The following is a 26,908-nucleotide window of genomic DNA, read 5'->3' on the forward strand; positions in this document are numbered from 1 at the left end:
AGTGATCCGCACGGTATCGGCGTGAAGTCCCTGTAGGCATCAGCTGAATCAGCTGTGACCACGTATGAGAGAGTGAACCCTTTCGCCACCGTGTGCCCCGCGCGCCCTTTATCCTGCGAGTATTCACCATGGCGCGCAAGCCTTCCAAGCAACGCTTCACCATCGTTCATCCCGACTGCGCTGCGATTGATGTAGGTAGTCGAGAACACTTTGTCGCGGTTGATCCCCAGTACGAGAACGCCGTTCAGTCATTCACGTCCTTTACCGACGACTTGTACAAGCTGGCCGATTGGCTCGATAGCTTGGCCATCAAGGTCGTAGCCATGGAGTCCACAGGCGTTTACTGGATTCCGATTTACGAAATCCTCAGCGAACGGGGATTCGAGGTCTATCTTGTTAATGCCCGAGCTACCCGGCAAATAACTGGACGCAAGTCTGACGTGCTGGATTGCCAATGGATCTGGCAACTGATGACTCATGGTCTCTTGCGAGGCGCTTTTCGCCCAAGCGACCCAACATGCTGCGTTCGCTCACTGGTCAGGCAACGGGCTTTCAAAGTGAAAGACCAGGCTCAAACCTTGAACCGGATACAGAAGGCACTGAGCCAAATGAACATCCAGTTGGCCAATGTCATCAGTGATATTTCAGGCGTGACGGGCATGAGAATTTTGCGAGCAATCATCGCGGGTGAGCGAGATCCTGCTCGATTGGCTGAGCTGACCGATGGCCGCATCAAGGCAGGTAAAGACACCATTGCGCGTAGCCTGCATGGCAATTGGCGACGAGAGCACCTGCATGCATTGGCGCAGGAGCTCGCAGCCTATGACTTTCTTGAGCAACAGATCGCTGAATGCGATGCCGTCATCGGAAAGGCATTGGAACAACTACCCGTACTGGAGCATGAACCACAACCACCCAGGAAAGCGCTGCGAAGCCCACACCGGACGAGCGCTCAACAGGCAGCGCTACACCAAGCCCTCTGGCAGGTGCTAGGGGTCGATTTGACCGCTATTCCAACAATTGGCGTGGACACCGCCCTGGTGCTGGCGGGAGAGATCGGCTCTGATCTCTCACGATTTCCATCATCCCAGCACTTTTGCTCCTGGCTAGGGTTGGCCCCGCCGACTCGTATCTCAGGCGGCCGCCAGCTATCAGGGGGCGGTCCTAAGGTCATTAACCGAGCGGCACAGGCGCTCAAGCAGGCCGCTTCAAATGCACGCAACGACAAGGGTTTCATCGGGGCATCGCATCGAGCCAGATTGACTCGCATGGACACCAGTTGCGCCATCAAAGCCACTGCACACCAACTGGCTCGACTGGTCTACACACTGCTGACAAAAAAACAGACTTATGTTGAACAGGGGCTCGAAGCATTCGAAGCCAAAAGCCAAGACCGACAGCTTCGGGCTTTGCTTCGCAAAGCCCGAAAGCTGGGATATCAATTGGTGGCAGCCTAAGGTGCTTAAAAAACAGCGGGTTGCATTTTGTTTGATGAGAGCGGGTTTACCCGCGAAGAAGCCAGTGGAGATTTGAATTCAGTCTTGGCGGCCTGGCCCCTGCTGCAGGTGCGCCTGGCTGCAATACCACTCGTTGCCCTGCTGCAGCGCCCGGTCATTGGGCAGGTGCACGCCGCAATGGGCGCAGCGCACCATCTTCAGCGGCGCATCCAGCTTGGCCTCGGGGTGCGACTGTTGGCTGGCTTTGAACTTGCGCCACAGCCAGAACGCGGCGGCGATCAGGGCGATCCAGAAAAGTAGGCGAACCATGGTGTCCAGCTTGTCGGTTGAAGAAGCCGACAGTCTAGGACGCGGCCAATAAAAAAGGGAGGCCCAGGGCCTCCCTTTCATGTACCGCTACGTATCAGTCGAACAGACCAAAGGTCATGTAGCTGAACCAGGAACGGTCCTTCTCGGCTTCCTTCGGCCCTTCCGGCACGATCGGGTCACCGTTCTCGTCAGTTGGCAGCAGCTCACGCGGCATCTCGTCACGTGCATCCTGGAACTGCTTGACCACGTCCTGGTTGGCGCGGGTTTCACCCGGTGGCAGCGGGGTGTCGGTTTCGATCAGGCCCAGGGTCGCCTTGGACAGCCAGCCGCGGCCGTCAGACTCGGTCTGCTTTGGCTGGAACTCGCCATCTACCAGGCTCGGGTGGTCCGGGTAGTTGAGTTTGAGGGTTTCCAGGCTGGTGGCGGCCAGTTCGTCCAGGTGCATCTTCTGGTACGCCTCGACCATCACCGCCAGGCCGTCGCCGACCGATGGGGTTTCCTGGAAGTTCTCCACCACGTAGCGGCCACGATTGGCAGCGGCTACATAGGCCTGGCGGCTCAGGTAGTAGTCGGCCACATGGATTTCGTACGACGCCAGCAGGTTGCGCAGGTAGATCATGCGCTGCTTGGCATCGGGGGCGTAGCGGCTGTTGGGGAAGCGGCTGGTCAGCTGGGCGAACTCGTTGTACGAGTCGCGGGCAGCACCCGGGTCACGCTTGGTCATGTCCAGCGGCAGGAAGCGCGCCACCAGGCCACGGTCCTGGTCGAACGAGGTCAGGCCCTTGAGGTAGTAGGCGTAGTCGACGTTCGGGTGCTGCGGGTGCAGGCGGATGAAGCGCTCGGCAGCCGACTTGGCAGCCTCGGGCTCGGAGTTCTTGTAGTTGGCGTAGATCAGCTCGAGCTGCGCCTGGTCGGCATAGCGGCCGAACGGGTAGCGCGACTCCAGGGCCTTGAGCTTGTTCACGGCGCTGGTGTAGCTGGAGTTGTCCAGGTCAGCTTGCGCCTGCTGATACAGCTCGGCCTCGCTGAGGTTCTCGTCGATCACTTCCTTATTGGAGGAACAGGCCGCGGTGAGCCCGAGGATGGCGATCAGCAGCAGGTGTTTCACTTGCATGGCGGCTTGCGTCCCTTTGACGGCCGCTGTCTTGGGCGGTGCCGTCCTGTTATGATGAGCGCCCCGGCCAACCCCGGGACAAAAGAAGCCGTATTTAACCACAAGCTCGCAGCCGAAACCAAAGGCTGTGCGCCCGCCGAATCGAGCATGTCCGAGATCATTCAACTTAGCGCAGAGGTCCCGTCCGAACTGGGCGGTCAACGCCTCGACCAGGTCGCCGCCCAATTGTTCGACGAGTATTCGCGCTCGCGGCTGACTACCTGGATCAAAGAAGGCCGCCTGACGGTCGATGGCGCGGTCCTGCGCCCGCGTGACACCGTCCATGGTGGCGCCGTGCTGGCCCTGGAGGCCGAGCAAGAGGCCCAGGGCGAGTGGGAGGCCGAGGACATCGCGCTGGACATCGTCTATGAAGACGACCAGATCCTGGTGATCAACAAGCCTGCCGGCCTGGTTGTGCACCCGGCTGCCGGGCATGCCAGCGGCACCTTGCTGAACGCGCTGCTGCACCATGTGCCCGACATCATCAACGTGCCGCGCGCCGGCATCGTGCACCGCCTGGACAAGGACACCACCGGCCTGATGGTGGTGGCCAAGACCCTGCAGGCGCAGACCAACCTGGTCGACCAGCTGCAAAAGCGCTCGGTCAGCCGCATTTATGAATGCATCGTGGTTGGTGTGGTGACTGCCGGTGGCAAGATCGACGCGCCCATCGGCCGCCACGGCGGCATGCGCCAGCGCATGGCAGTCACCGACGGCGGCAAGCCTGCGATCAGCCACTACCGTGTGCTCAAGCGCTTCCGCTCGCACACCCATGTGCGGGTGAAGCTGGAAACCGGCCGTACCCACCAGATCCGCGTGCACATGGCTCATGTCGGCTACCCGCTGGTCGGCGACCAGACCTACGGCGGCCGCTTCCGCATCCCGCCGGCAGCCAGCCCGACCATGGTCGAGGCGGTGAAGACCTTCCCGCGTCAGGCCCTGCACGCACGCTTCCTGGCGCTGGTACACCCGACCACCGGTGAGCGCATGGAATGGGAATCGCCGCTGCCGGATGACTTCGTCTGGTTGCTGTCGCTGCTGAACCAGGACCGCGAGAGCTTTATCGGATGAGTGGCCTGACTCAGTCGCTGCTGTTCCCCGACTGGCCGGCCCCGGCCTCGGTGCGCGCCTGTGTCACCACTCGCCAGGGCGGCATCAGCCTGCCGCCCTATGAAACCTTCAACCTTGGCGACCATGTTGGGGACGACCCTGTCGCGGTGGCCGAGAACCGTCGTCGCCTGAGCGACGAATTCGCCATCCAGCCGGCCTGGCTCAAGCAGGTGCATGGGCTGGTGGTGGCAAATGCCGACCCGGCCGTGGTGGCCGAGGCCGACGCCAGCTGGACCGATCAGCCTGGCATTGCCTGCACCGTGATGACTGCCGATTGCCTGCCAGCGCTGTTCTGCGACCGGGCCGGTACCCGCGTGGCGGCCGCGCATGCTGGCTGGCGTGGGCTGGCCGGTGGTGTGCTGGAGGCCACCTTGGATCGCCTGGCACTGCCACCCGAAGAGGTGCTGGTGTGGCTGGGGCCGGCGATTGGCCCACAGGCGTTCGAAGTGGGGCTGGAAGTGCGTGATGCCTTTACGGCGGTGCACCCGGAAGCGGCCCGGGCCTTTGTCGATGGTGCCCGGCCGGGCAAGTTGATGGCCGACATCTATGAGCTGGCGCGTATTCGTTTGGCGGCGCGTGGGGTGACCGCTGTTCATGGCGGTGGCTTGTGCACGGTCAGCGATGAGCGGTTCTTCTCCTATCGCCGTACTCCGCAGGGGGGGCGTTTTGCTTCCCTTGTGTGGCTGGAACCGCGCTAGCCTGCATCGGCCTTTTCGCGGGTGAACCCGCTCCCACAGGATAATCACAGGCCCTGAGAGCGGAGCAGTACTTGTGGGGGCGGGCATGCCTGCGAATGGCCCAGCACTAATCCAACAGGTTGATCCTGGTCAACCCCGCTACGCTTGAATCTTCCAGAATCAGCCTTATCTATAAGGTCATCTCAGGCAGGTTTCTTCACAAACAGGCGCTGTCCATCGCTCCGACCTGCCCTTTAAAAGGAAGGTACCCCCATGCGAATAGACCGTTTGACCAGCAAGCTGCAGCTTGCGATATCCGATGCCCAATCCCTGGCGGTTGGCATGGATCACCCTGCCATCGAGCCGGTGCACCTGTTGCAGGCACTGCTCGAGCAGCAGGGCGGTTCGATCAAGCCGCTGCTGATGCAGGTAGGCTTCGACATCAACAGCCTGCGCCAGGCACTGGTGAAAGAACTCGACCAGCTGCCGAAAATCCAGAACCCCACCGGCGACGTGAACATGTCGCAGGACCTGGCGCGCCTGCTCAACCAGGCCGACCGCCTGGCCCAGCAGAAGGGCGACCAGTTCATTTCCAGCGAACTTGTGCTGCTGGCTGCCATGGACGAGAACAGCAAGCTCGGCAAGCTGTTGTTGAGCCAGGGCGTGAGCAAGAAGGCCCTGGAAAACGCCATCAACAACCTGCGCGGCGGTGCGGCGGTCAATGACGCCAACGCCGAGGAATCGCGCCAGGCGCTGGACAAGTACACCGTCGACCTGACCAAGCGTGCCGAAGAAGGCAAGCTGGACCCGGTGATTGGCCGTGACGACGAAATTCGCCGTACCGTACAGGTGCTGCAACGCCGTACCAAGAACAACCCGGTGCTGATCGGTGAGCCTGGCGTAGGTAAAACCGCCATCGCCGAAGGCCTGGCCCAGCGCATCATCAATGGTGAAGTGCCGGACGGCCTCAAGGGCAAGCGCCTGCTGGCGCTGGACATGGGCGCGCTGATTGCCGGTGCCAAGTACCGCGGCGAGTTCGAAGAACGCCTCAAAGGCCTGCTGAACGAGCTGTCCAAGCAGGAAGGCCAGATCATCCTGTTCATCGACGAACTGCACACCATGGTCGGCGCCGGCAAGGGCGAGGGCGCCATGGACGCCGGCAACATGCTAAAGCCGGCCCTGGCCCGTGGCGAGCTGCACTGCGTTGGCGCCACCACGCTGAACGAGTACCGCCAGTTCATCGAAAAGGATGCTGCCCTGGAGCGCCGCTTCCAGAAGGTGCTGGTCGAAGAGCCGAGCGAGGAAGATACCATCGCCATCCTGCGTGGCCTGAAAGAGCGCTATGAAGTGCACCACAAGGTGGCCATCACCGACGGTGCCATCATTGCTGCGGCCAAGCTCAGCCACCGCTACATCACCGACCGTCAGCTGCCGGACAAGGCCATTGACCTGATCGACGAAGCGGCCAGCCGCATCCGTATGGAGATCGACTCCAAGCCGGAAGTGCTCGACCGCCTCGACCGTCGCCTGATCCAGCTGAAGGTGGAGTCGCAGGCGCTGAAGAAGGAAGAAGACGAAGCGGCGAAAAAACGCCTGGAGAAGCTGACCGAGGAAATTGACCGGTTGGAGCGGGAGTACGCCGACCTGGAAGAAATCTGGGCTTCCGAGAAGGCCGAAGTACAGGGCTCGGCGCAGATCCAGCAAAAGATCGAGCAGGCCCGCCAGGAGCTGGAGACCGCCCGTCGCAAAGGCGACCTGAGCCGCATGGCCGAGCTGCAGTACGGGGTGATCCCGGACCTGGAGCGCAGCCTGCAGATGGTCGACCAGCACGGCAAGACCGAAAACCAGTTGCTGCGTAATAAGGTGACCGAGGAAGAAATTGCCGAAGTGGTCTCGAAGTGGACCGGTATCCCGGTGGCCAAGATGCTCGAAGGCGAGCGTGAAAAGCTGCTGAAGATGGAAGAGCTGCTGCACCAGCGTGTGATTGGCCAGAACGAGGCGGTAACCGCCGTGGCCAACGCGGTGCGCCGTTCGCGTGCCGGGCTGTCCGACCCGAACCGGCCGAGTGGTTCGTTCCTGTTCCTCGGCCCGACCGGGGTGGGCAAGACCGAGCTGTGCAAGGCGCTGGCCGAGTTCCTGTTCGACACCGAAGAGGCAATGGTGCGCATCGACATGTCCGAGTTCATGGAGAAGCATTCCGTGGCTCGCCTGATCGGTGCCCCACCAGGCTATGTGGGGTATGAAGAGGGCGGTTACCTGACCGAGGCGGTACGGCGCAAGCCATATTCGGTGGTGCTGCTGGACGAGGTGGAGAAGGCCCACCCGGATGTGTTCAACGTGCTGCTGCAGGTGCTGGAAGATGGCCGCCTGACCGACAGCCACGGGCGCACCGTGGACTTCCGCAACACCGTGATTGTGATGACCTCCAACCTGGGCTCGGCGCAGATCCAGGAACTGGTGGGTGACCGCGAGGCACAGCGTGCGGCGGTGATGGATGCGGTGGGTTCGCATTTCCGTCCGGAATTCATCAACCGTATCGACGAAGTGGTGGTGTTCGAGCCACTGGGCCGCGAGCAGATTGCCGGCATTACCGAAATCCAGCTGGGCCGCCTGCGCAGCCGTCTGCTGGAGCGCGAACTGTCGCTGAGCCTGAGCCCGGAGGCATTGGACAAGCTGATTGCCGTGGGTTACGACCCGGTATACGGCGCACGGCCACTGAAGCGTGCGATCCAGCGCTGGATCGAGAACCCGCTGGCGCAGTTGATCCTGGCAGGCAAGTTCATGCGGGGCACGGCGATTACCGCCAAGGTGGAAGGCGACGAAATCGTCTTCGGCTGATCTGTTTCACCATGAGCCCCGCATCTGCGGGGCTTTTTTTTTGCCTGTATCTCCCAGGCCTCACACACATTCCGAGGACCAGTGCGGTACCTGTGGGAGCGGGCATGCCCGCGAAGGGGCCCTCACAGCCCCAGCAAATCCGGGCCTTTCCGGCCTCCTGGATAACTAGCTGAAATTTTTGAAATTTTTGCTTGCATCTAAAATCGGGTGCCCCTAATATACGCCGCGTTGTCAGGCACTAAGCGAATCACCAGCAACATCGGTGACCGCAAAACAACTTACAAATCAGTAAGTTGAATGAAAAAAAGTGGTTGACAAGGAAAACGAAGAATGTAGAATAGCCGGCCTCAGCAGCTGCAACGCGAAAGCGGATAGCCAAAGAGACCGAAGCTAACACAAGCTTCGAAGCTGTAAAGATGTACCGAAGTTCAGTTCCGCGATAGCTCAGTCGGTAGAGCAAATGACTGTTAATCATTGGGTCCCTGGTTCGAGTCCAGGTCGCGGAGCCAATCTCGGGGTGTAGCGCAGTCCGGTAGCGCGCCTGCTTTGGGAGCAGGATGTCAGGAGTTCGAATCCCCTCACCCCGACCATTTTCCGGGTCGTTAGCTCAGTTGGTAGAGCAGTTGGCTTTTAACCAATTGGTCGTAGGTTCGAATCCTACACGACCCACCATGTAAAAAGGGCATCTCAAGCGAGATGCCCTTTTTCTTTAAGTATCACGGGGTGTAGCGCAGTCCGGTAGCGCGCCTGCTTTGGGAGCAGGATGTCAGGAGTTCGAATCCCCTCACCCCGACCATTTCCGGGTCGTTAGCTCAGTTGGTAGAGCAGTTGGCTTTTAACCAATTGGTCGTAGGTTCGAATCCTACACGACCCACCATGAAAAAAAGGGCATCTCGCATGAGATGCCCTTTTTTTTGGCCTGCTCCGCACAGCAACACAACCCCTTGTAGGAGCAGCCTTGTGCTGCGAAGAGGCCATTGTTGCCAAAGAAAATCTTCTGTCGTACCGGCCTCTTCGCAGCACAAGGCTGCTCCTACAGGGCAGTGCCGTGCCTGTAGGAGCAAGTGCCTGTCAGTGCAATTTCAGGCGCGGCTCGGTACCCCGGCCAATCTTGCTACCCAGCATCATCAACGCCGTACGGAAGAACCCGTACAACGCCATCTGGTGCATCCGGTACAGCGACACGTAGAACATCCGCGCCAGCCAGCCCTCCAGCTTCACGCTGCCCATCAGGTTACCCATCAGGTTGCCCACCGCCGAGAAGCGCGACAGCGACACCAGCGAACCGTAGTCCTTGTACTCATAGGTCGGCAGCGCCTTGTTCTCCAGCCGCGCCTTCAAACTCTGCGCCAGCATCGAAGCCTGCTGGTGCGCCGCCTGGGCACGTGGCGGCACGTTGCGGTCGCTACCCGGTTGCGGGCAGGCCGCGCAGTCACCGAAGGCAAAGATGTTGTCATCGCGCGTGGTCTGCAGGGTAGGGCGCACCACCAGCTGGTTGATGCGGTTGGTTTCCAGGCCATCGATGTCCTTGAGGAACGCCGGCGCACGGATACCAGCCGCCCACACTTTCAAACTGGCCTGGATCACTTCACCGTCTTTGGTTTTCAGGCCATCCTCGGTCACTTCACTGACGGCGGCATTGGTCATCACCTTCACCCCGAGCTTTTCCAGGGTCTTGTGCACCGGCACGCTGATGCGCTCTGGCAGCGCCGGTAGTACGCGCGGGCCGGCCTCGATAATGGTGATGTGCATGTCCTTGGGCTGGATGCGGTCCAGGCCATAGGCCGCCAGTTCGTGGGCCGCGTGATGCAGCTCGGCTGCCAGTTCCACACCGGTGGCACCGGCGCCGACGATGGCCACGCTGATCTTCTCGCTCGCCACATCACCGGCATGGGCACGCAGGTAGTGGTTGAGCAACTGCTGGTGGAAACGCTCGGCCTGCTTGCGGGTGTCGAGGAACAGGCAGTGCTGCGCCGCGCCCAAGGTGCCGAAGTCGTTGGTGTTGGAACCTACGGCAATGACCAGGGTGTCGTAGCCCAAGGTGCGCGCAGGCAGCAGCTCGCGGCCCTCTTCGTCGAGGGTGGCGGCCAGTTGAATCTGTTTGCCCTCACGGTCCAGGCCGCTCATGCGCCCCAACTGGAAGTTGAAGTGGTTCCACTTGGCCTGGGCCACGTAGTTCAGTTCGTCTTCCGAGGAGTTCAGCGAGCCGGCGGCCACTTCGTGCAGCAGAGGCTTCCAGATGTGCGTGAGGTTGGCGTCGACCAGGGTGATCTCGGCCTGCTTGCGCTTGCCAAGGCTTTTACCCAGGCGGGTCGCCAGTTCCAGGCCGCCGGCGCCGCCGCCGACAATCACGATGCGATGAGTCATGGGGATATCTCATAAGGTTTACGGAATTCGTGGCCCCGGGGGCCGGCCGCAAACTGCACGAGGGGAGGGCGAGCGCGAAGCAGCTCATAGCACCAGTCCACTTAGCAGGCGGCTGATGAGACCCAACCCGATGGTCACGGCCACCACCAGCACAAGGAGCAGCCACGGCCGGAAGGGCCTGCGCTCGACTTGGTGCTGGGGGGCTCGCAGATACTCATCGACACGACGCTGATCTTCCGGATTCAGGCGGCTGGTCATGGTAGGGCCTCGTCAGGTAGACGTTTGGGACTGCGTAAACGCTACAGCGTTCACGCAAGCGCTTGAAACAAATGATAAGGCTTTCTATCTCCGGCGCCGAGTGTACGCCATCGCAAACACTCGCTGCAGTGGATCAAAGACTGATGCCCACGTCGAACACAATGCTGCGGCCCAGGTTGCCGCGCAGGAAGTCCGGCGCATCGGGGTGGGCGAACAGCACCCGGGCAAATGTCGGCCCGACCAGTGACAGCGAGCGCCAGCCCTGGCGCAGATATTCGGTGGGCGGCGGGAAATGGGTATTGAGGTCGAGCACTTCGCGCTTGAGGCTGGCGAAGGCAATGATATCCAGCTCGTTCAGTTCCAGCCCGCGTTCCCGGTAGTTGTGCGCCTTCTTGCGCAAGGTCGGCGCCAGCCGCCCCAGCAGCTCGGTGGCACTGATGCGCCGCGGGCGCGCTTCGCGGCGCACCAGTTGCGCCAGGGAAAACGCACTGCGCCGGCGCTGCAGTTCTTCGCGCCATTCATCGTTGAGCCTGCGGCCCTCGTCGAGCACGAAAAACACCTCGAACGCCGCGTCGCGGAACAGCACGTCTGGCGGTTCTTGCCCGGCCGGGGTGAAGTCCTCGCTGCGGTAGGGGATGTTCAGCCCCTGCAACAGGCGTTGGCACACCCAACGCTCCCGCTCCCACTTGCGGGCGTTGGAGAGAAAGGCATTGGCTTGTTCCGCCTGGATGGTAAGCAGGCGCAGGTAGTCTGAGTCATCCATGCAGACAAGCTTAGCTGCTAATCGATGACGATAAGATGCTGTTTGTGCGCAGAAATCAGCCCAGTATTGGCCATTGCTGCACCACCCCAAGCAGGTGCACCAGGCCAAACCCCAGGCAGATCAGCGAACTGACCACGATGAAACGCCGCGAGCGCCCGGTACCCGCCAGCAATATCGGCCCCAGCAGGCCGCGCGCCAGGTACACCAAGGTGATCAGGCAGATGGCCGGCAGCAGCAAGGGCAACCGCCCGATGGCCCCGGCAGCTGACAGCGCATACCCCGACCAGGCCAGCAGCACGCAGGCGATGGCTGCGGTGATCAGCCCTGGGTACCAGCGGCCGTTCTCGGCGGCCACGGCCATGCGCTCGCCGGCCCCGAACAAACGGTACCAGCGCGGCCCGACGGCGATGATGACCAGGTGAAGTACGCCGATGATGGCGTTGAGCGCTGCTGCCAGCAGCAGGGCGAGGTTGATTCCTTCCGGCATGAGCAATGCTTCCTGCATCGAGTGAGGCTGCCAGCCTAGCGCAACCGAATGAAACGGAGAATGGGTGTAGACTCGGATTTATCCACATGGCTGCAAGGGGAATTGGTCAGGTGATCAGCGCGCAGGTGTTGTCGGGCACCACCCTTACGCTTGGCTGGCTGGGATATGTGCCGTTGCTGATCTGGGCGGTCAGCCAGGTACGCTGGGTTGAGCTGTTCACCGACCGGCGCCGCCAGCATCTGCTGTTTGGCACGGTGTTCTGCCTGTTTGCCTTGTGGTTGGTGCGGCGCGATTTCGATACCGGTGTGTCGTACCACTTCATAGGCATGACGGCGGTAACCCTGTTGCTGGACTGGCCACTGGCAGTGCTGGGCGGGTTCATGGCCCAGCTCGGTTTGCTGGTGCTGGGGCGTCAGGACCTGGCGGCGCTGGGGGTGAATGGCTTGTTGCTGGTTGGCCTGCCGGTGCTGATCGCCGAGGCGTGCGCGATAGGGGTCGAGCGCGCCCAGCCGCGGAACCTGTTTGTGTATATCTTCTGTTCAGGGTTCTTCCCGGCGGCACTGACCGTGCTGGCCTGCCTGTCGACCGCGCTGGGGCTGTTGTGGCTGGACGGGCGCTTCGCCATGCCGGAGTGGCTCAGCGATTTTGTCGGCTACCTGTGGCTGATGATGTTCCCCGAAGCGTTCATCAACGGCACGGTGATCAGTGCGTTGGTGGTGTTTTGCCCGGAGTGGCTGGAAACCTTCAACCGCACGCGGTATCTGCAGGCGCCCTGGAAGGAGGATGAGCGGTGATTTTGTGGCGGCTGTACTGGCCCTTTCGCGGGTAAACCCGCTCCCACAGGTATTGCACCAGCCTTGAAAGCCGTGAGGTCTCTGTAGGAGCGGGTTCACCCGCGAAAGGGCCCTGAAGGACGCCTTGCTATCGGATCAATGCCGCGGCTCCAAATCCCCCGAGTACAGCTCATCCTCGGACTCTTCCGCCCCCGGAATCTTGTGCTCCTCCGCCGCCCAGGCCCCCAGGTCGATCAGCTTGCAACGGTCCGAACAGAATGGCCGGAACGGGCTTTTCTCGTTCCATTCCACAGGTGCGCCACAGGTCGGGCAATCGACGGTCAATGGCTGGCTCATGGCTGGCCTCCTCGTAAAGTCAGGTAAAAGTGGTGCAGGCGGTCAATCTGCTGATGCAGCGCGGCCAGGTCGCCGTCATTGACCACCACATCATCGGCATGGCGCAGGCGCTCCTCGCGGGCCAGCTGGGCCTTGAGAATGGCCTGCACCTGCTCGGCACTGGTGTTGTCACGCGCCAGGGTACGCGCCACCTGCAGCTCCTGCGGCGCATCGATCACCAGCACCCGTTGGGTTTTCTGGTACTGGCCCGACTCGATCAGTAGCGGCGACACATACACGGCATACGGCGACTCCGCCTTGGCCAGGTAGCTGAAAATCTCCTGCCCGATCAGCGGGTGCAGCAATTGCTCCAGCCATTTGCGCTGTGCCGGGTCGGCGAATATCAGCTGGCGCAGTGCCGAACGATCGAGTTGGCCGTCCGCCTGCAGTACGCCGGCGCCAAAGCGCTCGACGATGCTGGCCAGGGCCGGGCGGCCAGGCTCGACCACCCAGCGCGCCGCCTGGTCGGCATCGACCAGATGCACGCCAAGCTCGACGAAACGCTCGGCAGCGGCGCTCTTGCCGCTACCAATGCCGCCGGTCAGGCCGAGAATCCAGGGGGTAAAGGCCGCAGTGGTCATCAGAATCCAAGCAGGTTTGTGTATGAGGCGTATATTTCATCACCCCAGAGCACGGCAATCCACCCCGCAATCGCCAGATAGGGGCCAAACGGGATCGCCGTGCCCATCGCATGCCGGCGCAAGCGCAACAGGCACAGCCCAGCCAGCGCCCCGACCACCGACGACAACAGCAGGGTCAACGGCAACACCTGCCAGCCACCCCAGGCCCCGATCAGCGCCATAAGCTTGAAGTCGCCATAGCCCATGCCTTCCTTGCCGGTAACCAGCTTGAACACCCAGTACACCGTCCACAGGCTGAGGTACCCGGCCACCGCGCCCCACAGTGCGCTGGTCAGCGGGACGTAGAGGCCGAAGGCGTTGACGATCAGCCCCAGCCACAGCATCGGCAGCACCAGCGCATCCGGTAGCAACTGGTGCTCGGCATCGATCAGGCTCAGGGCCAGCAGGCACCAGGTCAGCGGCAGCGCCAGCAAGGCCTCGGGCGAAACACCAAAGCGCCAGGCCACCACTAGCGACAGCAGCGCGCTGGCCACCTCCACCAACGGGTAGCGCGGGCTGATGCGGGTCTTGCAGGCTGAACAACGCCCGCGCAAGGCCAGGTAGCTGATGACCGGAATGTTCTCCCATGCGCGAATCCGATGCGCACAATGCGGGCAGCGCGAGGCGGGTAGCCACAGGTCGAAACGCTCGTGCGGCGTGATCGGCAACTCCAGCATTTCCTGCGCCTCACGCTGCCATTGCCGCTCCAGCATGATCGGCAGGCGGTACACCAGCACATTGAGAAAACTGCCCACCAGCAGGCCGAGCACCGTGGCCAGGGTGAGAAAGTACGCCGGCTGCTCAGCCAGCAAAGTCCATAAAGTCATGTTCAGATCAAGCTACCCAACTGGAAGATCGGCAGGTACATCGCCACCACCAGGCCGCCCACCAGCAGGCCCAGGACCAGCACGATGGCCGGCTCCAGCAGGCTGGTCAACTGGTCCAGCGCCTGGCTGACCTGTTCCTCGTAATGGCTGGCGGCTTTTTCCAGCATCTGGTCCAGCGTGCCGCTGGATTCCCCGATGGCCGTCAGTTGCACCAGCAGCGGCGGAAACAGCGGCTCAGCGGCCATCGCCTGGTGCAGCCCCTGCCCATTGGCCATGCCCTGGCGCAGCCGCAACACCGCCTGTTCATGCAGGTCGCCGCCACTGACCCTGGCCACCGTGCCCAGCGCATCCAGTAACGGCACCCCGGCGGAGTAGGACGTTGCCAAGCTGCGCGCAAAGCGCGCCAGCGCCGCCTGCCCCAGCAGCGTGCCGAACACCGGCAAACCCAGCACCCGGCGAGATATCCACAGGCGTGCTGGCGCGTGCTGCCGGTAGAGCTGGCGCATGGCAAAACCCAGCACCACGCCCATCACCAGCAACAGCGGCGCAAAGCGGCTCAGCCCTGTGGACAAGTCGATCACCCATTGGGTAAATGCCGGCAACGCCACGCCCATGCCAGAGAACATGCCCTCGAATTTCGGAATCACCTCCAGCAACAGGATCGCCGACACCCCCAACCCCGTCAGCAACAGCAGCAACGGGTAGATCATCGCCTTGCGCACCTTCTTGTGCAGCGCCCGACGCTGCTCCAACATGCCCGCCAACTGTTCCAGCTGCCGGTCGAGCGTGCCGGACTGCTCACCCACCCGTACCAAGTTGCAGTACAGCGCATCGAACCAGCCCGGGTGGCGCTGCAATGCATCCGCCAGCCCCAAGCCCGAGGCCACATCCTGTTTCAATCTATCCAGCAATGCCGCCTGCGCCGCATCACAGCCACTGCGCCCCATCACCTCGAACGCCTGCAGCAGCGGCACCCCGGCCTTGAGCAAGGTCGCCAGCTGCCGGCTGAACCCCGCCGGGTCGGCCTTTGCCCGCCGTTTCGGCAAACTGAACGTCAGCCCACCGGCAGGCCGCAAACTGGCCACCTTGATGCCCTGCCGGATAAGCCCGGCACGCACATAAGCCGGGCTGCGCCCGGACGTTTGCCCGCTGACCGGCGCGCCTTTGGCGTCGGTGCCGTGCCAGGTGTAGAGGAGTGTGGATTGGGTCATGCGAAGGTCCTTTTTCTGCCCGTGCGACAAGCCTGGAAACAGCTTGCCGCGCCCATGCAAGGGCGTGCGTCCGAGATGCTCACTAGAGTAGTTCAGCGAAGACGACGCCCGAGCGGGCAGGGGTGACAAAAGGTGTCTGTTCAGGCCTACTGCGCCGCTGCCAGCCGGGGTCGAGCCTGACCTCAACGAGTACGCGTATCAAAAAGGAAAACGTTCATGAAAGGGCAACGCGGTATCACCCTGATCGAACTGATGATCGTCGTCGCGATCATCGGCATTCTGGCGACCATCGCCTTACCGATGTACACCAACCACCAGTCACGCTCCAAGGCCGCGGCCGGGTTGCTGGAGATCAGCGCGCTGAAGACGGCGATGGACCTGCGGTTGAATGACGGGAAGGATGTGCCGGATGTGGCCGCGCTGGGTGGCCAGCCGGCGACGGCGCACTGTGCGATCACGGCTAGCGGCAAGGCGGCGGATGGCACTGGGAGCATCGTTTGTACGCTGGTGGATGCGCCGGCCAATGCGCTGGGCAAGGCATTGACCCTGACGCGTTCGGCTAGCGGGTGGGCGTGTACGACCGACATCGAGGAAGACCTGGCGCCGACGGGGTGCAAGGCGCCTTGAGGGTGGGGCAATAAACTAGCGGAAACAGGGGTTTGCGTAACGGGTGCGAGCAGTGGTACGTTGCGCTACACGCCGGTGTAGCTCAGTCGGTAGAGCAGCGCACTCGTAACGCGAAGGTCGCAGGTTCGATTCCTGTCTCCGGCACCAGATCTTGTTGGCACGATGCAGGTTTTCCTGGTTTCGGCCCCTCCAAAAATGCCCGCCTTGTGCGGGCATTTTTGTTTCTGCCACATTCTGCCTGTGGCCGATCAGGCTACCTTCGGCTCAGCATCTCGACTGAGTGAATGGTTAGCTGCTTTTCACTTCCGGTTGCACGGGTTTCAAGATAATGGGTGACTGGCATTTGGCTTTCGCTCAGTGTTTTCGGGGTGTTCGGCGAAATTTTTTAAGATAGTGCTTTCACCGGTTAGAGATATTTTCAGATGGGCAAGCTTTTCATCATGATCTTCAGCTGCTGACCCCGCCTAGTCATCACACAACCCGTAGATCCACTGCATACCCTTCGGGAGATGGCCCCCTTTGGGCTGCGCTGTCGCGTAGATAACTGAAATTGCAGGCAATCCGCGTACTCTGTGGGAGCGGCTTTAGCCGCGAAGAATCCAACGCGGTGCCATCCACTGAGTTGCTTTCTTCTCGGATAAACCCAATTCCACAGGGGTATAGGTCATAGCGCCGGTTAGCGACTATTAGTTGCTGTCGAAAACGGAAAGTAATAGAGGTAGTATTAGATGGCCTTGTGCCATACTCATCGAAGGCTGTGCTCACCTTTGATAAAACTACCTACTACCCTACTTCTACCCGCGACCCTGGAACGGTGAAACGCAATGGATGCCAGCATTCAGAAGATCGAACTCTACGGCCACGTTCTCGAAACACCGCAGAGCAAGCTTGATACAAACCTGGTCAGGCAAGCATTCTCGACGATTGCCTCGACGTGGTCGCGGAAAATCAATGCCGGCTTTTACGATCTGTTTTCCAACCTGGATAGCCTCTATGAAGGCGGCGACGATCTGGCAGACGAGATCCGCACTCAGGCAATAGGTCAGAGCATCAAACTCACTGTGGCCCACGGGATCTACGATCTTGACGAAGAAGGTTTCTATGACGCGTTCATGCAGCGCTACGACTCATGGGATGATGACTTCGGCGTATTGGCCGAGCAATACGAGGCCATCGTCGAACGCTCTGCTGAGCTGGATGCGCATCGTACCAATCGCCGCCGTGGTCGCCGCCAATGGGTGGGCTACGGTTCAGAGAAGGCGGTATACGATGCCGACGCGAAAAACCTGATTTCCAATATTGGTCATGGTGTATTCAACCTGATGGCCAAAGGGGTCAGCGCACTCGGCGACTCGTTCAAGAAAAACGAGATTTTCAAGAGCCCGGCAACGGTCAAGTCTTTCGCAGACGGTGCCAGCAATATCGTCAATGCAGCCTACCTGGCGACGCTCGACGCCATCAATGCCGATTCGCCCGGGAAGTTGCATAGCTACTCGAAGGACGAGATTAGAAAGTCCCAAGCGATAACCGAGAATATTGAAAAAGGCCTGATTCCCGACGATTCCGTGCTTCCGTCGGCGATCAAGGCGATCAGTGTTTATCCCTACAACGAGCGGATCTACCCGATCCTGCTTCGCAAGTTCGGTGGTGATCAAGGGCGGCTCGATGGTGTTGTGGAATACTTCGGCATGGGCGACCTGCTCAAGGAAAAGCAAGCGCTGATCCAGGAGAAATTGCGTCAGTGCGACCTCAGTACGGTGGAAAGTTTCAACGCCAGTCGCCCGGACATCGAGCGTTATGCGCAGTTCATCTGTTATGAACGTTTCGATGAACACTGTGAGCGAGTCGTTGAGAAAATAGTGGCGCGCGAGGCTCAGGCAAGCGCGCCATCTGCTGCTACGCCGGCACTACAGGGCGCAGCGAAACACAGCGGTAGCGGGTTGACGGTGGCGACTGCCGCCCAAGGTTTCAAGTCCAATGCCGACCACAAGTTCTACGTGGCACCGGACTTGCCGGCGAAGAAGATCCTAGCCTTCGAATCCAAAAACGCGCTGAACATTGCCAAGGACGAGGTTGTGTTCTTCTTTGACGACACGGTGTTCGGTGCTGGCGACAAGGGCGTATTGGTTGATCTTGAGTACGTGTATGTACACCTGCAATTCAAGGAGTCACACCACGTGGCGCTTGCTGATATCGCAGACGTTACTATCAGCGGACTGTTGAATAAAAAGCTCACGATGGCCAAGGGTGACGGAACCACGGTGGATGTGGTACTGACCCAAAGCAACAAGGGCGCGATCAGCTTGAGCGAGGCCATTCTTGGGCTGGTGCGGTTGAGAAGGGCGGCAAGGAGCTGATAATTAGGTCAACAATCTTTGTTGGTCTGATGCTATTTGACACTACGAAGGCAGCGGCTGGATGCCGCGTCTCGTAAAAACAGTTGATTGGTTCCACTTAGGCTGTGTATGAAAACCCTTGAAACGGTTCGTTGGTACCACTGTGGCATCAGTCCTCAACGCCACGTCATTATGGGTGGTGGTTCATCTCAAGTGCGTTGAACATCTGGCAGTATGCGCAGCCACTACTCCTGTGATTGAGGTCCAATTCCACTCATGGGCCTCGTCCGAGATACGATTTTCTTACCTCGTTGCCCTGCAGTAACTTATCCGCTTGGCCAACTATTGCGCCAACCTGCGCCCGTTTCTTTCTTCTGGAGAAGAGACGGGCGCTCCTACCACTGCTGCAGCCCTGATCGCACCTAGCTTTGCGGCATTCCCCCTCGTGACAATCGGCGTGACAAATGCCGATGTCACCAGCAACAGCCATGTAGATGATGGTGCCGCAGGGCCAGGAATGGACTGCACCTGACTGACAGTCAGGCATGCCCCGGTCATCGCATTGCTGCTTGCACATGGCTCAGGATCTTCAGGCGCTGGTCTCGTCAGCCAGTGCTGCCTCCACCCGCCCACCGGTAAAGGTGTTCAGGAGGCCAGATCATGAGATGCCCGTGCTCCCGGTCGTAAGGAGCCGCCAGTCCCGCGTTAAAGGACATCCCCACAGGTCGCAGGGGCCTTTATCCCTGATAACACTCAGCATTCTTGGCGGGATGACGTGGGGCGAGAATTGGAGATCGGAAGATGGGGTGATCGACATGGCATTGGTAGGTAGGCGCGACGGTCGTAATTTTGGCTACGGCAGGCAATTGAGCTACGCAGGGCCGCAGGCCCTGAAAGACATGTTTGGTGGCGGCCACTACGGCACGGTCAAGGCGCACTGTGATCGGTGGCGGGCATTCGTAAAGTGGAGCCGCTCCGAACAGGGGCCCGGTATCAATGATGCGCGGCAGATTGATCGAAAGGTATTGGCCGACTACGCGGCGTATCTGCGCGGCATTGTTAAGAGCGGTGATCTCGCCGTCAGCACCGCGCAAAACCGATTATCCAGCGTTAACAGGACCATGGCAGCGCTTCGCGGTGATCAGCATGTGAAACTGCCAAGTCCGAGCAAGGCGTTGGGTACGCAGCGCAGCGGAATTCGACACTCGGTGCCACAGGGCCAAGACCGCAAACAGGTTAAGCAGATTGTCGATGTACTTTGCCGCGATCATCAGCAACGGGCCGCTGCAATCGTTCTGTTGGCGCGAGCCACCGGCATGCGCTTGCGTGAGGCCATCCTAGCCGACTTGCCACGGCTGAGCCGTGAGGCTAACGACCTAGGCAGGATCAACATCCAGGATGGCACCAAAGGCGGTCGCACCGGCGCGACGGCGCCCCGTTGGATCGCAGTGAACGACCATGTTCAAGGTGCGCTCGAGTCGGCACGGCAGGTTTCGCCTGCGGGTAGCCGCAACCTGATTGCGCCACACGAAAGCTATCTGAATGTTCTGCAAGAAGTCGTTCGCCCTGCGCGTGCCATCCTGCATGCATACAACCTCAGAGGCTTCCATGAGCTCCGTGCAGCGTTCGCATGTGAGCGCTATGAGCAGATCACCCAACACCCCGCGCCAATCAATGGTGGCCAATGTTGCCAGGTAGATAGGAAGCTTGATCACAAGGCTCGGAGGCGAATCAGTTACGAGCTTGGGCACGGTCGGATCGACGTGGTCGCGGCGTACATTGGAGGGCGGACATGAACAAGCCATTCGATATGGAGTTGTTCTTGGCTGGCGTGCTGACCGGATCGCACTCCACACAACAACGCCATTTGCGGCAGGCTAGATTCATCCAAGCAGAAATCTCAGAGCGCTGGCAGCGACAGACGCCTTGGGCTTGGCAGAAAAAGCATGTGGATTGGTTTCTTGAGCATCGCCTAAATGCACACAGCGAGGCGACGCGGTATTACTATCTGCTGACTGTGCGGCTACTCGCCCGTCGTTTGCAAAAAGCATGGGTGTTCAATCTCTGAGGGATACTGCTCTTGATAGGCACGACTGAACGTAATCGTCCCTTTGCGGCCGTTCGAGGCGCCACGAAACCAGGGGCGATTGAAATCTACGACTCTAGCCTTGGGAGTTCTCTGCCGATTCGTGACAGCCTAAAGCCAGCCACCATCCAAGATTTAAGAGAACTCTGAATGTCGCTACCGACCAAAACGCCCCTTCGCAACGTTCACATGCGAGCGTTAGCGAGCGTCAACGACCAATTGTGCCTCACCCTGTTTATGCACGAAGATGTCGCTGCTCGTTGGCAGGAGCTAGCTGCGTTGCGTCCGACTGAATTCACGAGCGAAGTGTTCCCAAGCAACGAGTTCGCTGATCGAATACACATTCCTATGACACGCCTGTTGTCATTTCGTGATGCTCAGCTCAATACTTCACTGGGAGTGAGCTTCGCATTTGCAGTCGAACAACTGCTCCTCTTCATTGAGGCTGCTTTACAGCACTGGGGAGATATAGCTGAAACTCCCATTAAGCTGGCTGATCCCATTGATGAGACCTTGAATCAGTATTTGCTGACGCATAATGTGCCAATAGAGCCCTCATTACTGAGGACGGTCAAATATCTGAGATTAAGGCGAAACCACGTAATCCACGGAGCCACTGAGCTTTCGACCGAGTATTCGAAGCTCCTGAAGCACGACGCATCACGTCTTCAGCAATTCTGGGAGGCGCGCTCAGCCATCCCAGGTCTGAATTTCGGAGAAAAATCGCCAACAACCTTTTCTCCGAGTGAGACGATTACGTTGGTCAAGCTCGTCAGGGTGTGCCTTGAAGAAATTGACACTTGCGTTGCTGGTCAGTTGCGGCCAAATTGGATCTTTCGGTCAATCAATGCGGGGCTTCTGAAAGATCGCCATGAACTACGGGTGACAAATCCGGTGGTGGTGGGGCGAAGAATCCGAAAGATCAAAAATAAGTCGAGCTCGATGTATGGTCTGCACGTTCAAGCGTCAGATATTGCGAGTGCTCTGGGAGAGTCATTTCAATAGTTAAGTCAATGCTATACAGACAGGCCTTTGATAGGCTGGTTAACTGAAGTCTTTGTTTTTTGATAGTCACTGTGAGGAATAATGAATCGCACCGTACCTGAATGGCTTATTCAGATAACTTGGTGGGGCTCCGGGATTTTTGCAACTGGGGCGCTTTGGTATTTTATATCAGTTAAAGACTACCCCTTTGCGCTTGGGTCAGCTGCTACGGCAACTGTACTTGCTATTGTCGCAGTGCTTCTACACCGGCGAAAGGATCAGCTCGCAGAAAGTCAAGTTCCAGCCGAGGTGAAGGACTCGCTTCCAGATGATTATATAAGAAGATCGTTCGATGACCCTAGCGATCTACGCCTCTTTGATGGTTTGCCAAACATTAAGATGCTGGCCTATGCAAACGCACAATCAGGTTGGGGCACAGGCGTAACCATCGAAATGAGGAAGGCTTCCTATGATCTTGTGGACTTCTATGAATTCTTTTGGCTTAGATTGGCAGAGTTCTATTCACACAAGCACTTTGGTTCAGGTGGGGCTAGTGCCTATTTTCGTCAGTACGTTCGTGAGCGATATAAGTTCCATTGGGCGAAGCACGAGCCAAGCGGCCCAGGAACAGGGGGCACCATTGTTGGTGTTCTAACGGGCAGAGATGTTATTGAGGATCTTGATCGACTTATAGTTGACACTGCGACTGCAATCGTTGGCTACAGGGATGATTTTGATTTCACATCATGGCTTCAACGCTGGAAGGACCTGCCCTCCGATGCTTAACCTGTCATTCAGCAAATCGCCTAGTAGTACTAGTTAATTATTGACGCCAAATCCATCGCTGGTGCGGGTGCAGGAATTTAAAGCTTGATTTATATGCGGAAACATAAGTTCCAACGTAGGTATGCAATGAGATTTAAAGTTTTGCCCGTTGATTCTCCTCTAAAAGATTGACCGTACGCCGCTCTCGCTTGAGGTAGGCAGTAGTCGCGAAGAAGTAGCTCTGGCATAGGTTCACCTCATAGCGTTCACCGTCGTGAGCCCAGCCAATTACCGGGTTTTTTATGCACGGATTTGACGCGAGTGGCCGCCACCGACCCATGGCGGACCTTAGACACGGGCCGCGTTCAGCTGGAAAATGTCACTTGGATGTATCTAGAAGTCTTGGGGGAAATCACCGATCAAGCCGCTGATGTGCCCTATAGATATCTTGAGTAATCCTTATCAAGCGTGCGCTTCTTGAGCATGGAGCAAGTGCGCCCGCAAGGAGTGAGGTCGTTGAGTACGGGGTTGATAAAAGTTTTTCGTTCTGATAATTAGTGAGTGAGGCCGCAACGGACTCCTGCGTTCTGGCACGTCGTGTCACTGCAAGTGCGGTGGAAGCCATCCTTCAGTTATGGAAGAAGATTTTATGGAAATGCAGAAGGACAAAATTTATCTATTTGATCATCCGACTCTTCAGGGTTACAGGATCATAGATGGATGGGTTAATTTGCACGGAAAAACTGTAGGGGTTGTTGGCAAGAATAATGGGTCACGGCGATTCTATCCAGAAGGAGTTATTGATTTTTACTCTCATCTTCCGGACTTACCAAAAGAGTGGAAGAAATCCATAATTATTCGAGGGCTAACTGCGATCCTGCCTAGTGAGGAATTAATTCCTCTTTACGAAATGCATTCTGAGCGTCCGAGTAGTATTGAAAAGCGGCGCGCTGAAACGTTGCGCTATGAAACTGCGTTCAATGATCTGGCCAATGAGATCCTAGATGAGGTCAAAGGCTACCTGGGTGAAAATCACGATTCCGCGGCAGTTAAACTCTTCTATAATCTGCTTGTATCATTTAAGAGCCGAATGGGGCGTGATGCTTCTTTGCCAAACTTGAATGGCTTTTTCTTAGGCCTTCAGGCTGCGTCGATTTTAGATGAAAAGCAATCCAAGCTTACTCGTGAGAAAGTTGACCAGCTTCATGAGCTTGGAGGTATATATTCAGACTATATATCTCACCGTTAAATAATACTTCCGGTATTGATGGTGGGGCGTTGACATTAATTCCTGATAATAGAGGGCTCCACCACCTCGGAGCCCCGCAGAACTGTGGCCCCTGAGGCATTTCGACCCAGCTTTTGCAGTGCGAATCGACGTCTCTGCGAGCGTTTCAACCAGATGCTGTACCCGATGTCGGCGACTGATACTTCTTGACCTATAGCTGCTCTTCATCAGTGGCATTTGAGAGACGTTAGCGTTCCCTCGTGACCGGCAGCTTTCGGCCAAGAACTGTCGCTCAAGTATTTATCGAACCAGAGGCGATTCATTCGAATGCGAATGGAAATTCCCATTCAGATCCGTCCTTCAAGCGGTCGAACAATTTTTCAGGGTTTTTAATTTCTGAATGGTCAGCTAAATCCAGGTAATAGTTAAGCCCGTCATGAATGTAATAAACAAGCCACTCACCCGTAAGTGCTCCCCTCTTTCGTCTTGACTCGATCCCCTCATAAACAACTGAATGTGATATTCGATTGGCCATAACAACGCGATATCTTTCAATGTCAGCATCGTCCTCTTCAGCCATAAAGATTTCTCGGAGCTTTTCCTTGAATAGGCCGTGTTTAAGTGCGTAATCACCAAACCACTTATTTTGAAAGTTCTGCGCCAAATGTCTTGAATCGCAATAATGCTTATGCCAGAACCTACCTAGAATAGGCCCTCTAAATTTTTCAGCTGCTTTGGTTCCTGTAGAGCGGCTAGTTGGTGTTCTCTCTAGTAGTGCAATTTCATCTAGCACCGAGAATTTATTTATCCGTCTAAGAGATGACAGCAGTTGAAGCTTTAGTGCTAAACTTTGACTCAGTCGGTGTGAATAGGGTTGCGACAACGTAACGCTTTTCTTGAGCAGCAGTGAGTCGTATCTATGAAGTAAGGGCATAGGTTTTCCTCCAGCACGGATAGCTCTAGGTATTCTAGATCATTCGATGTCTGCTCCTGGCCGATAGCAGGCTCTGGCTGAAGACCGCTAACGACAAGCAGCGGTGAGAGACTTTCAGTCAAGGGCATCACGCCGGCACTCAGCTTTTTGAAGCATTGCAGCTAAGCGATCTGTTTGCACTTTGATTTGAGCCCTGGTTTCATAACCAATCGAGATGAGTCCAGTAATTTCCAATATGACCCAAGCTGCCCATTTGCTTATTGTAATTATATCGCGCTCCGATACATGGCTATGACTTGCGTCATGCACTGCTCTGGAACGCAACTCATAAAGTGTGTCGATCTCCTTTTCAAGTTCTTTCCATTTATCTAAGCTTGCAAAGCCGTAGCTTCCAAATGTCAGCAGCGCGGTCAATCCACGCTTGATTTTATTTGTGGTCTCGCCCGAGTTTTCGAAGGAAAAAAAGCACTCAATACAACTCCAAAACTTTACCAGTTGCATCTCTTCTGATGTGTCTGTCTGTGCATCGAAGAACCAATAGATGGCGCGACGCACTGCGTGTTCCGCGTCAGTCCCACTATTCCGCTGGATGATTTCAGCTAATTCAACGAACCATTCGGACTCGTGTAATTGCTTGACGAGAGCATCATCTAGGTCGATTGATTGGAACCCTCGCATAGATGAGCTTGTGCATAGTTCATGAGATGAGGTCTCAATCGAAAACCACGTCGCCGCGCTCGGCCTAATTCTACCATCCATGCTGGGCGTCAAGCGGACAGCGTAGCCACCTTTTTCCAGAACGGTTGTCAAAGTGACGGCTAGTAAACCGCACGCAGCTTTGACGTCTTTGAAAAATTGCTTTTCTGCGTATTTTCTACTTCCCGTGATCTCAGCAGAAACCCAGAGCCCGCTTTTCATTCGTCCCCACGCACCGTCAATCATGGATTCGTAGGCAACACAATTCTGAAGAATTGCTAGATCTGGAGTTTGCACAGTCAATTTACCGACTCTCACCTGGTTGACACCGACAAGCCTCAAACCATCGAGAGTCGTGTAAAATACACGGGTAGCAATATCGCTTTGAATAGCAGCATCCACTGCGCACAGAAAGGTATCGATATCCTTTAGGGGCGTTTCCTGTTCATACATACGCCCTAACACCAGTTTGCATGTTTGATAAATATCATCAGGCAAAACCAAGTCACGACTTGGTAGATGTATTTCTACGATTTCCACCAAGCGCAGAAAACTTGTATTCGCTTTGTTGGAGAGATATACCTGGCCACCGCTGGGAGTTACGATCTCTCGGTACAGCCTTTCCATTACCTCAAATTCCTTGAGTGCTTTGGGCGCTGGCATCAGTTCCTTCGTTCGGAACAACGTAGCAATATCGCTATCAGCAGCTCTTCGCGTCTTCGGATGCATTTCCATCAATACGGCCTGCTATTTTAAAGTGAGCTGCAAGGATAGCGTAGGGCACTGGTTCATGATCGTAGTACTTTCATCGAATGCGTCCGGCGACCTAAGTATACGTGAGCGGTCTCGCCCTGCGGGTCTTCGACATCCAGGCCGCGATGCAGCTTACACCTTGGTAGATGCCGATTTCACTGCACCCACGATTCGCCAGGACGGACAGGTTTGGGTCGATTACGGTCAGTCGTGACCGGCTGCTTTCGACCCTAAGCGACCTTCCGTAAGAGGCAAAAAACGGCACTGCGGGCCCCAACCTCTGCGCCCAGGGATGTCAGCGCGACGCCAAGCGGACCCAAATGTACCAGCTACGACATTGAGTTACGCAGGAAACTCGCTGCGTCTCGACCAAAATTCTAGAACTCATCCAAACAGCTATCGGCTTCCAGTACACTTGGACCGCAGAAAATTCAACTAAATTTTGGCCAAGACAGTGGTTGCTGAATGAAACATGCAGAAGAGTATCTCGAAAGAACAGAAAGCGCCGTACGACTTTTATTCAAGGCTGTGGATGGTTACCTCGAAAATTTAAGAGCGGGTATAAAGCCCATTTTCGTCTCGGGACTACCCTACGGGCCAGAGCAAGATGCCCAGTATGCTGCCTGGCGCATAGAGAATGCGGATGCGTTAGAGGAAGCGAAAGCTGCCCAGCGAGCTTTTCGAGCTGAGACTTTTGCTCTCGACACTATATGCGGAGCGATACTGCAAATCGCAGAAAAGGGTTTAGAAATTTATTCAGAGAACACGCAGGTGCTGGAAGCTTGGACAGCAAAAATCCCTCCGTCTTTAGCGAAGTTCTGTGTCGGACGTGTAGTGCGAAGCACTCCTTTAGGACTCATAGTGTACGCAGCTCGAAATCAGCATACTCACTTCAATGACCCCCAGCTTCGAAAAGCTAGCGCAAGCGTTTTCGCGAATCTGGCCTCAGAACATGGATATAGTTGCTCCGCACTTGATCCAGCTTTCGACTTGAACAATCCAAGTCTCACAAGCTATGCGGGCAATGTAACAGCCCTCATAGAATGGAGAAGCTTTGAGAAATACCAGGACGACATGTGCAGAATGCTTGGCCTGCAATACCGGTCTTAAGAATGTAGTGAAAAGAGCTAGAAAGCTAACCCCAGACATCGTGAATTGCTCTCAATGACCGACGGCTATGGGGCGGCTGCCCTTCGGAACACTCAGCTAGCAGCTAAAATTTTAAGCATAATGGCTGCTAGCAAATCAAAAGT

Annotated in this window: 25 protein-coding genes and 6 tRNA genes; 19 read left to right on the forward strand and 12 right to left on the reverse strand. The window is 57.5% G+C overall.

The window, feature by feature from the left end; translation table 11 throughout:
- Positions 1 to 128: 128 nt before the first annotated feature.
- Positions 129 to 1,457, forward strand: a complete 1,329-nt coding sequence (locus M1D87_RS03340; RefSeq protein WP_061305574.1) for an IS110 family RNA-guided transposase — start codon at positions 129 to 131, stop codon at positions 1,455 to 1,457.
- A 78-nt stretch (positions 1,458 to 1,535) separates the two neighbouring features.
- Here M1D87_RS03340 and M1D87_RS03345 read toward each other — a convergent pair whose 3' ends face one another.
- Both M1D87_RS03345 and M1D87_RS03350 read right to left on the reverse strand, forming a co-directional pair.
- Positions 1,536 to 1,766, reverse strand: coding sequence for a PP0621 family protein (locus tag M1D87_RS03345; RefSeq protein ID WP_013970760.1), 231 nt, complete (start codon positions 1,764 to 1,766; stop codon positions 1,536 to 1,538).
- Positions 1,767 to 1,860: 94 nt separating this feature from the next.
- Positions 1,861 to 2,880 carry an outer membrane protein assembly factor BamD gene (locus tag M1D87_RS03350; protein ID WP_015268855.1) on the reverse strand — a complete coding sequence of 340 codons (1,020 nt, stop codon included), beginning with the start codon at positions 2,878 to 2,880 and terminating at the stop codon, positions 1,861 to 1,863.
- 147 nt (positions 2,881 to 3,027) lie between these two features.
- Here M1D87_RS03350 and rluD point away from each other — a divergent pair, with 147 nt between their 5' ends.
- From rluD to M1D87_RS03390, 8 genes are all read left to right on the forward strand, one after another.
- The gene (gene rluD, locus M1D87_RS03355) at positions 3,028 to 3,990 is read left to right on the forward strand and encodes a 23S rRNA pseudouridine(1911/1915/1917) synthase RluD (RefSeq protein WP_015268856.1); all 963 of its coding nucleotides are present in this window, start codon (positions 3,028 to 3,030) and stop codon (positions 3,988 to 3,990) included.
- A complete protein-coding gene (pgeF, locus tag M1D87_RS03360) occupies positions 3,987 to 4,727 on the forward strand; it encodes a peptidoglycan editing factor PgeF (protein ID WP_013970763.1) in 741 nt (246 codons plus the stop codon). Before rluD ends, pgeF begins: the two co-directional genes overlap by 4 nt.
- A gap of 252 nt (positions 4,728 to 4,979) precedes the next feature.
- Positions 4,980 to 7,544 (forward strand): ATP-dependent chaperone ClpB, encoded by a 2,565-nt coding sequence (gene clpB / locus M1D87_RS03365; protein WP_421091790.1) that lies wholly within the window; start codon positions 4,980 to 4,982, stop codon positions 7,542 to 7,544.
- Positions 7,545 to 7,977: 433 nt separating this feature from the next.
- Positions 7,978 to 8,053 (forward strand) — tRNA-Asn (locus M1D87_RS03370).
- 4 nt (positions 8,054 to 8,057) lie between these two features.
- A tRNA-Pro gene (locus M1D87_RS03375) sits at positions 8,058 to 8,134 on the forward strand.
- 6 nt (positions 8,135 to 8,140) lie between these two features.
- Positions 8,141 to 8,216: transfer RNA gene (locus tag M1D87_RS03380), tRNA-Lys, on the forward strand.
- 47 nt (positions 8,217 to 8,263) lie between these two features.
- Positions 8,264 to 8,340 (forward strand) — tRNA-Pro (locus M1D87_RS03385).
- Between the two features lie 5 nt (positions 8,341 to 8,345).
- Positions 8,346 to 8,421 (forward strand) — tRNA-Lys (locus tag M1D87_RS03390).
- A 194-nt stretch (positions 8,422 to 8,615) separates the two neighbouring features.
- Here M1D87_RS03390 and M1D87_RS03395 read toward each other — a convergent pair.
- The 4 genes from M1D87_RS03395 to M1D87_RS03410 all read right to left on the reverse strand — a co-directional run bounded on the left by M1D87_RS03395 (position 8,616) and on the right by M1D87_RS03410 (position 11,419).
- Positions 8,616 to 9,911, reverse strand: a complete 1,296-nt coding sequence (locus tag M1D87_RS03395) for an NAD(P)/FAD-dependent oxidoreductase (RefSeq protein WP_003260618.1) — start codon at positions 9,909 to 9,911, stop codon at positions 8,616 to 8,618.
- 84 nt (positions 9,912 to 9,995) lie between these two features.
- Positions 9,996 to 10,169 (reverse strand): DUF3094 family protein, encoded by a 174-nt coding sequence (locus M1D87_RS03400; RefSeq protein WP_013970765.1) that lies wholly within the window; start codon positions 10,167 to 10,169, stop codon positions 9,996 to 9,998.
- A gap of 133 nt (positions 10,170 to 10,302) precedes the next feature.
- A complete protein-coding gene (locus M1D87_RS03405) occupies positions 10,303 to 10,932 on the reverse strand; it encodes a DUF1780 domain-containing protein (protein WP_013970766.1) in 630 nt (209 codons plus the stop codon).
- A 55-nt stretch (positions 10,933 to 10,987) separates the two neighbouring features.
- Positions 10,988 to 11,419 (reverse strand): hypothetical protein, encoded by a 432-nt coding sequence (locus M1D87_RS03410; RefSeq protein WP_015268860.1) that lies wholly within the window; start codon positions 11,417 to 11,419, stop codon positions 10,988 to 10,990.
- 86 nt (positions 11,420 to 11,505) lie between these two features.
- Between M1D87_RS03410 and M1D87_RS03415 the strand changes: the two genes are divergently transcribed.
- On the forward strand, positions 11,506 to 12,213 hold the full coding sequence (locus M1D87_RS03415; protein WP_123085808.1) for an energy-coupling factor ABC transporter permease: 708 nt from the start codon (positions 11,506 to 11,508) through the stop codon (positions 12,211 to 12,213).
- Between the two features lie 135 nt (positions 12,214 to 12,348).
- Here the strand turns inward: M1D87_RS03415 and yacG are convergent, their stop codons facing one another.
- The 4 genes from yacG to M1D87_RS03435 are packed head-to-tail and all read right to left on the reverse strand — an operon-like array spanning position 12,349 to position 15,246.
- Positions 12,349 to 12,549, reverse strand: a complete 201-nt coding sequence (yacG, locus tag M1D87_RS03420) for a DNA gyrase inhibitor YacG (protein WP_003260624.1) — start codon at positions 12,547 to 12,549, stop codon at positions 12,349 to 12,351.
- Positions 12,546 to 13,169 (reverse strand): dephospho-CoA kinase, encoded by a 624-nt coding sequence (coaE, locus tag M1D87_RS03425; protein WP_100413056.1) that lies wholly within the window; start codon positions 13,167 to 13,169, stop codon positions 12,546 to 12,548. Before coaE ends, yacG begins: the two co-directional genes overlap by 4 nt.
- Positions 13,169 to 14,035, reverse strand: coding sequence for a prepilin peptidase (locus M1D87_RS03430; protein WP_123085807.1), 867 nt, complete (start codon positions 14,033 to 14,035; stop codon positions 13,169 to 13,171). Before M1D87_RS03430 ends, coaE begins: the two co-directional genes overlap by 1 nt.
- 2 nt (positions 14,036 to 14,037) lie before the next feature.
- The gene (locus tag M1D87_RS03435) at positions 14,038 to 15,246 is read right to left on the reverse strand and encodes a type II secretion system F family protein (RefSeq protein ID WP_123085806.1); all 1,209 of its coding nucleotides are present in this window, start codon (positions 15,244 to 15,246) and stop codon (positions 14,038 to 14,040) included.
- Positions 15,247 to 15,462: 216 nt separating this feature from the next.
- Between M1D87_RS03435 and M1D87_RS03440 the strand changes: the two genes are divergently transcribed.
- The 8 genes from M1D87_RS03440 to M1D87_RS03475 all read left to right on the forward strand — a co-directional run bounded on the left by M1D87_RS03440 (position 15,463) and on the right by M1D87_RS03475 (position 23,293).
- Positions 15,463 to 15,873 carry a pilin gene (locus tag M1D87_RS03440; RefSeq protein WP_123085805.1) on the forward strand — a complete coding sequence of 137 codons (411 nt, stop codon included), beginning with the start codon at positions 15,463 to 15,465 and terminating at the stop codon, positions 15,871 to 15,873.
- 71 nt (positions 15,874 to 15,944) lie between these two features.
- Positions 15,945 to 16,020 (forward strand) — tRNA-Thr (locus tag M1D87_RS03445).
- Positions 16,021 to 16,697: 677 nt separating this feature from the next.
- A complete protein-coding gene (locus M1D87_RS03450; protein ID WP_247846877.1) occupies positions 16,698 to 18,230 on the forward strand; it encodes a hypothetical protein in 1,533 nt (510 codons plus the stop codon).
- Between the two features lie 794 nt (positions 18,231 to 19,024).
- Positions 19,025 to 20,005 carry an integrase domain-containing protein gene (locus M1D87_RS03455; protein WP_247847722.1) on the forward strand — a complete coding sequence of 327 codons (981 nt, stop codon included), beginning with the start codon at positions 19,025 to 19,027 and terminating at the stop codon, positions 20,003 to 20,005.
- On the forward strand, positions 20,002 to 20,277 hold the full coding sequence (locus M1D87_RS03460) for a hypothetical protein (RefSeq protein ID WP_183673610.1): 276 nt from the start codon (positions 20,002 to 20,004) through the stop codon (positions 20,275 to 20,277). The genes M1D87_RS03455 and M1D87_RS03460 overlap by 4 nt, the downstream gene beginning before the upstream one ends.
- Before the next feature lie 168 nt (positions 20,278 to 20,445).
- The gene (locus M1D87_RS03465; RefSeq protein ID WP_421091789.1) at positions 20,446 to 21,300 is read left to right on the forward strand and encodes a hypothetical protein; all 855 of its coding nucleotides are present in this window, start codon (positions 20,446 to 20,448) and stop codon (positions 21,298 to 21,300) included.
- A gap of 81 nt (positions 21,301 to 21,381) precedes the next feature.
- Positions 21,382 to 22,065 (forward strand): hypothetical protein, encoded by a 684-nt coding sequence (locus tag M1D87_RS03470; protein ID WP_183673605.1) that lies wholly within the window; start codon positions 21,382 to 21,384, stop codon positions 22,063 to 22,065.
- 628 nt (positions 22,066 to 22,693) lie between these two features.
- Positions 22,694 to 23,293: a hypothetical protein gene (locus tag M1D87_RS03475; protein ID WP_183673603.1), complete on the forward strand. Its 600-nt coding sequence runs from the start codon at positions 22,694 to 22,696 to the stop codon at positions 23,291 to 23,293.
- A gap of 298 nt (positions 23,294 to 23,591) precedes the next feature.
- Here the strand turns inward: M1D87_RS03475 and M1D87_RS03480 are convergent, their stop codons facing one another.
- Positions 23,592 to 24,206 carry a hypothetical protein gene (locus tag M1D87_RS03480; RefSeq protein WP_183673601.1) on the reverse strand — a complete coding sequence of 205 codons (615 nt, stop codon included), beginning with the start codon at positions 24,204 to 24,206 and terminating at the stop codon, positions 23,592 to 23,594.
- Between the two features lie 114 nt (positions 24,207 to 24,320).
- Positions 24,321 to 25,637, reverse strand: a complete 1,317-nt coding sequence (locus tag M1D87_RS03485; protein WP_421091787.1) for a hypothetical protein — start codon at positions 25,635 to 25,637, stop codon at positions 24,321 to 24,323.
- Positions 25,638 to 26,120: 483 nt separating this feature from the next.
- On the opposite strand from M1D87_RS03485, the gene M1D87_RS03490 reads away from it, so the two are divergent.
- Entirely contained in the window at positions 26,121 to 26,765 is a 645-nt protein-coding gene (locus M1D87_RS03490; RefSeq protein ID WP_183673597.1) for a PIN domain-containing protein, read from the forward strand.
- Positions 26,766 to 26,908: the final 143 nt, after the last annotated feature.

It is taken from the genome of Pseudomonas sp. SA233 (assembly GCF_054792385.1).

Bases quoted from the DNA above. Each gene is read 5' to 3' on its own strand.
- M1D87_RS03345 (WP_013970760.1), bottom strand. From the start codon at position 1,766: ATGGTTCGCCTACTTTTCTGGATCGCCCTGATCGCCGCCGCGTTCTGG.
- M1D87_RS03410 (WP_015268860.1), bottom strand. From the start codon at position 11,419: ATGCCGGAAGGAATCAACCTCGCCCTGCTGCTGGCAGCAGCGCTCAAC.
- M1D87_RS03490 (WP_183673597.1), top strand. From the start codon at position 26,121: ATGAAACATGCAGAAGAGTATCTCGAAAGAACAGAAAGCGCCGTACGA.
- M1D87_RS03485 (WP_421091787.1), bottom strand. From the start codon at position 25,637: ATGGAAATGCATCCGAAGACGCGAAGAGCTGCTGATAGCGATATTGCT.
- M1D87_RS03430 (WP_123085807.1), bottom strand. From the start codon at position 14,035: ATGACTTTATGGACTTTGCTGGCTGAGCAGCCGGCGTACTTTCTCACC.
- coaE (WP_100413056.1), bottom strand. From the start codon at position 13,169: ATGACCACTGCGGCCTTTACCCCCTGGATTCTCGGCCTGACCGGCGGC.
- M1D87_RS03460 (WP_183673610.1), top strand. From the start codon at position 20,002: ATGAACAAGCCATTCGATATGGAGTTGTTCTTGGCTGGCGTGCTGACC.
- M1D87_RS03415 (WP_123085808.1), top strand. From the start codon at position 11,506: ATGGCTGCAAGGGGAATTGGTCAGGTGATCAGCGCGCAGGTGTTGTCG.
- M1D87_RS03470 (WP_183673605.1), top strand. From the start codon at position 21,382: ATGAATCGCACCGTACCTGAATGGCTTATTCAGATAACTTGGTGGGGC.
- M1D87_RS03465 (WP_421091789.1), top strand. From the start codon at position 20,446: ATGTCGCTACCGACCAAAACGCCCCTTCGCAACGTTCACATGCGAGCG.
- M1D87_RS03450 (WP_247846877.1), top strand. From the start codon at position 16,698: ATGGATGCCAGCATTCAGAAGATCGAACTCTACGGCCACGTTCTCGAA.
- M1D87_RS03395 (WP_003260618.1), bottom strand. From the start codon at position 9,911: ATGACTCATCGCATCGTGATTGTCGGCGGCGGCGCCGGCGGCCTGGAA.
- rluD (WP_015268856.1), top strand. From the start codon at position 3,028: ATGTCCGAGATCATTCAACTTAGCGCAGAGGTCCCGTCCGAACTGGGC.
- pgeF (WP_013970763.1), top strand. From the start codon at position 3,987: ATGAGTGGCCTGACTCAGTCGCTGCTGTTCCCCGACTGGCCGGCCCCG.
- M1D87_RS03400 (WP_013970765.1), bottom strand. From the start codon at position 10,169: ATGACCAGCCGCCTGAATCCGGAAGATCAGCGTCGTGTCGATGAGTAT.
- M1D87_RS03405 (WP_013970766.1), bottom strand. From the start codon at position 10,932: ATGGATGACTCAGACTACCTGCGCCTGCTTACCATCCAGGCGGAACAA.
- M1D87_RS03350 (WP_015268855.1), bottom strand. From the start codon at position 2,880: ATGCAAGTGAAACACCTGCTGCTGATCGCCATCCTCGGGCTCACCGCG.
- clpB (WP_421091790.1), top strand. From the start codon at position 4,980: ATGCGAATAGACCGTTTGACCAGCAAGCTGCAGCTTGCGATATCCGAT.
- M1D87_RS03435 (WP_123085806.1), bottom strand. From the start codon at position 15,246: ATGACCCAATCCACACTCCTCTACACCTGGCACGGCACCGACGCCAAA.
- M1D87_RS03340 (WP_061305574.1), top strand. From the start codon at position 129: ATGGCGCGCAAGCCTTCCAAGCAACGCTTCACCATCGTTCATCCCGAC.
- M1D87_RS03480 (WP_183673601.1), bottom strand. From the start codon at position 24,206: ATGCCCTTACTTCATAGATACGACTCACTGCTGCTCAAGAAAAGCGTT.
- M1D87_RS03455 (WP_247847722.1), top strand. From the start codon at position 19,025: ATGGCATTGGTAGGTAGGCGCGACGGTCGTAATTTTGGCTACGGCAGG.
- yacG (WP_003260624.1), bottom strand. From the start codon at position 12,549: ATGAGCCAGCCATTGACCGTCGATTGCCCGACCTGTGGCGCACCTGTG.
- M1D87_RS03440 (WP_123085805.1), top strand. From the start codon at position 15,463: ATGAAAGGGCAACGCGGTATCACCCTGATCGAACTGATGATCGTCGTC.
- M1D87_RS03475 (WP_183673603.1), top strand. From the start codon at position 22,694: ATGGAAATGCAGAAGGACAAAATTTATCTATTTGATCATCCGACTCTT.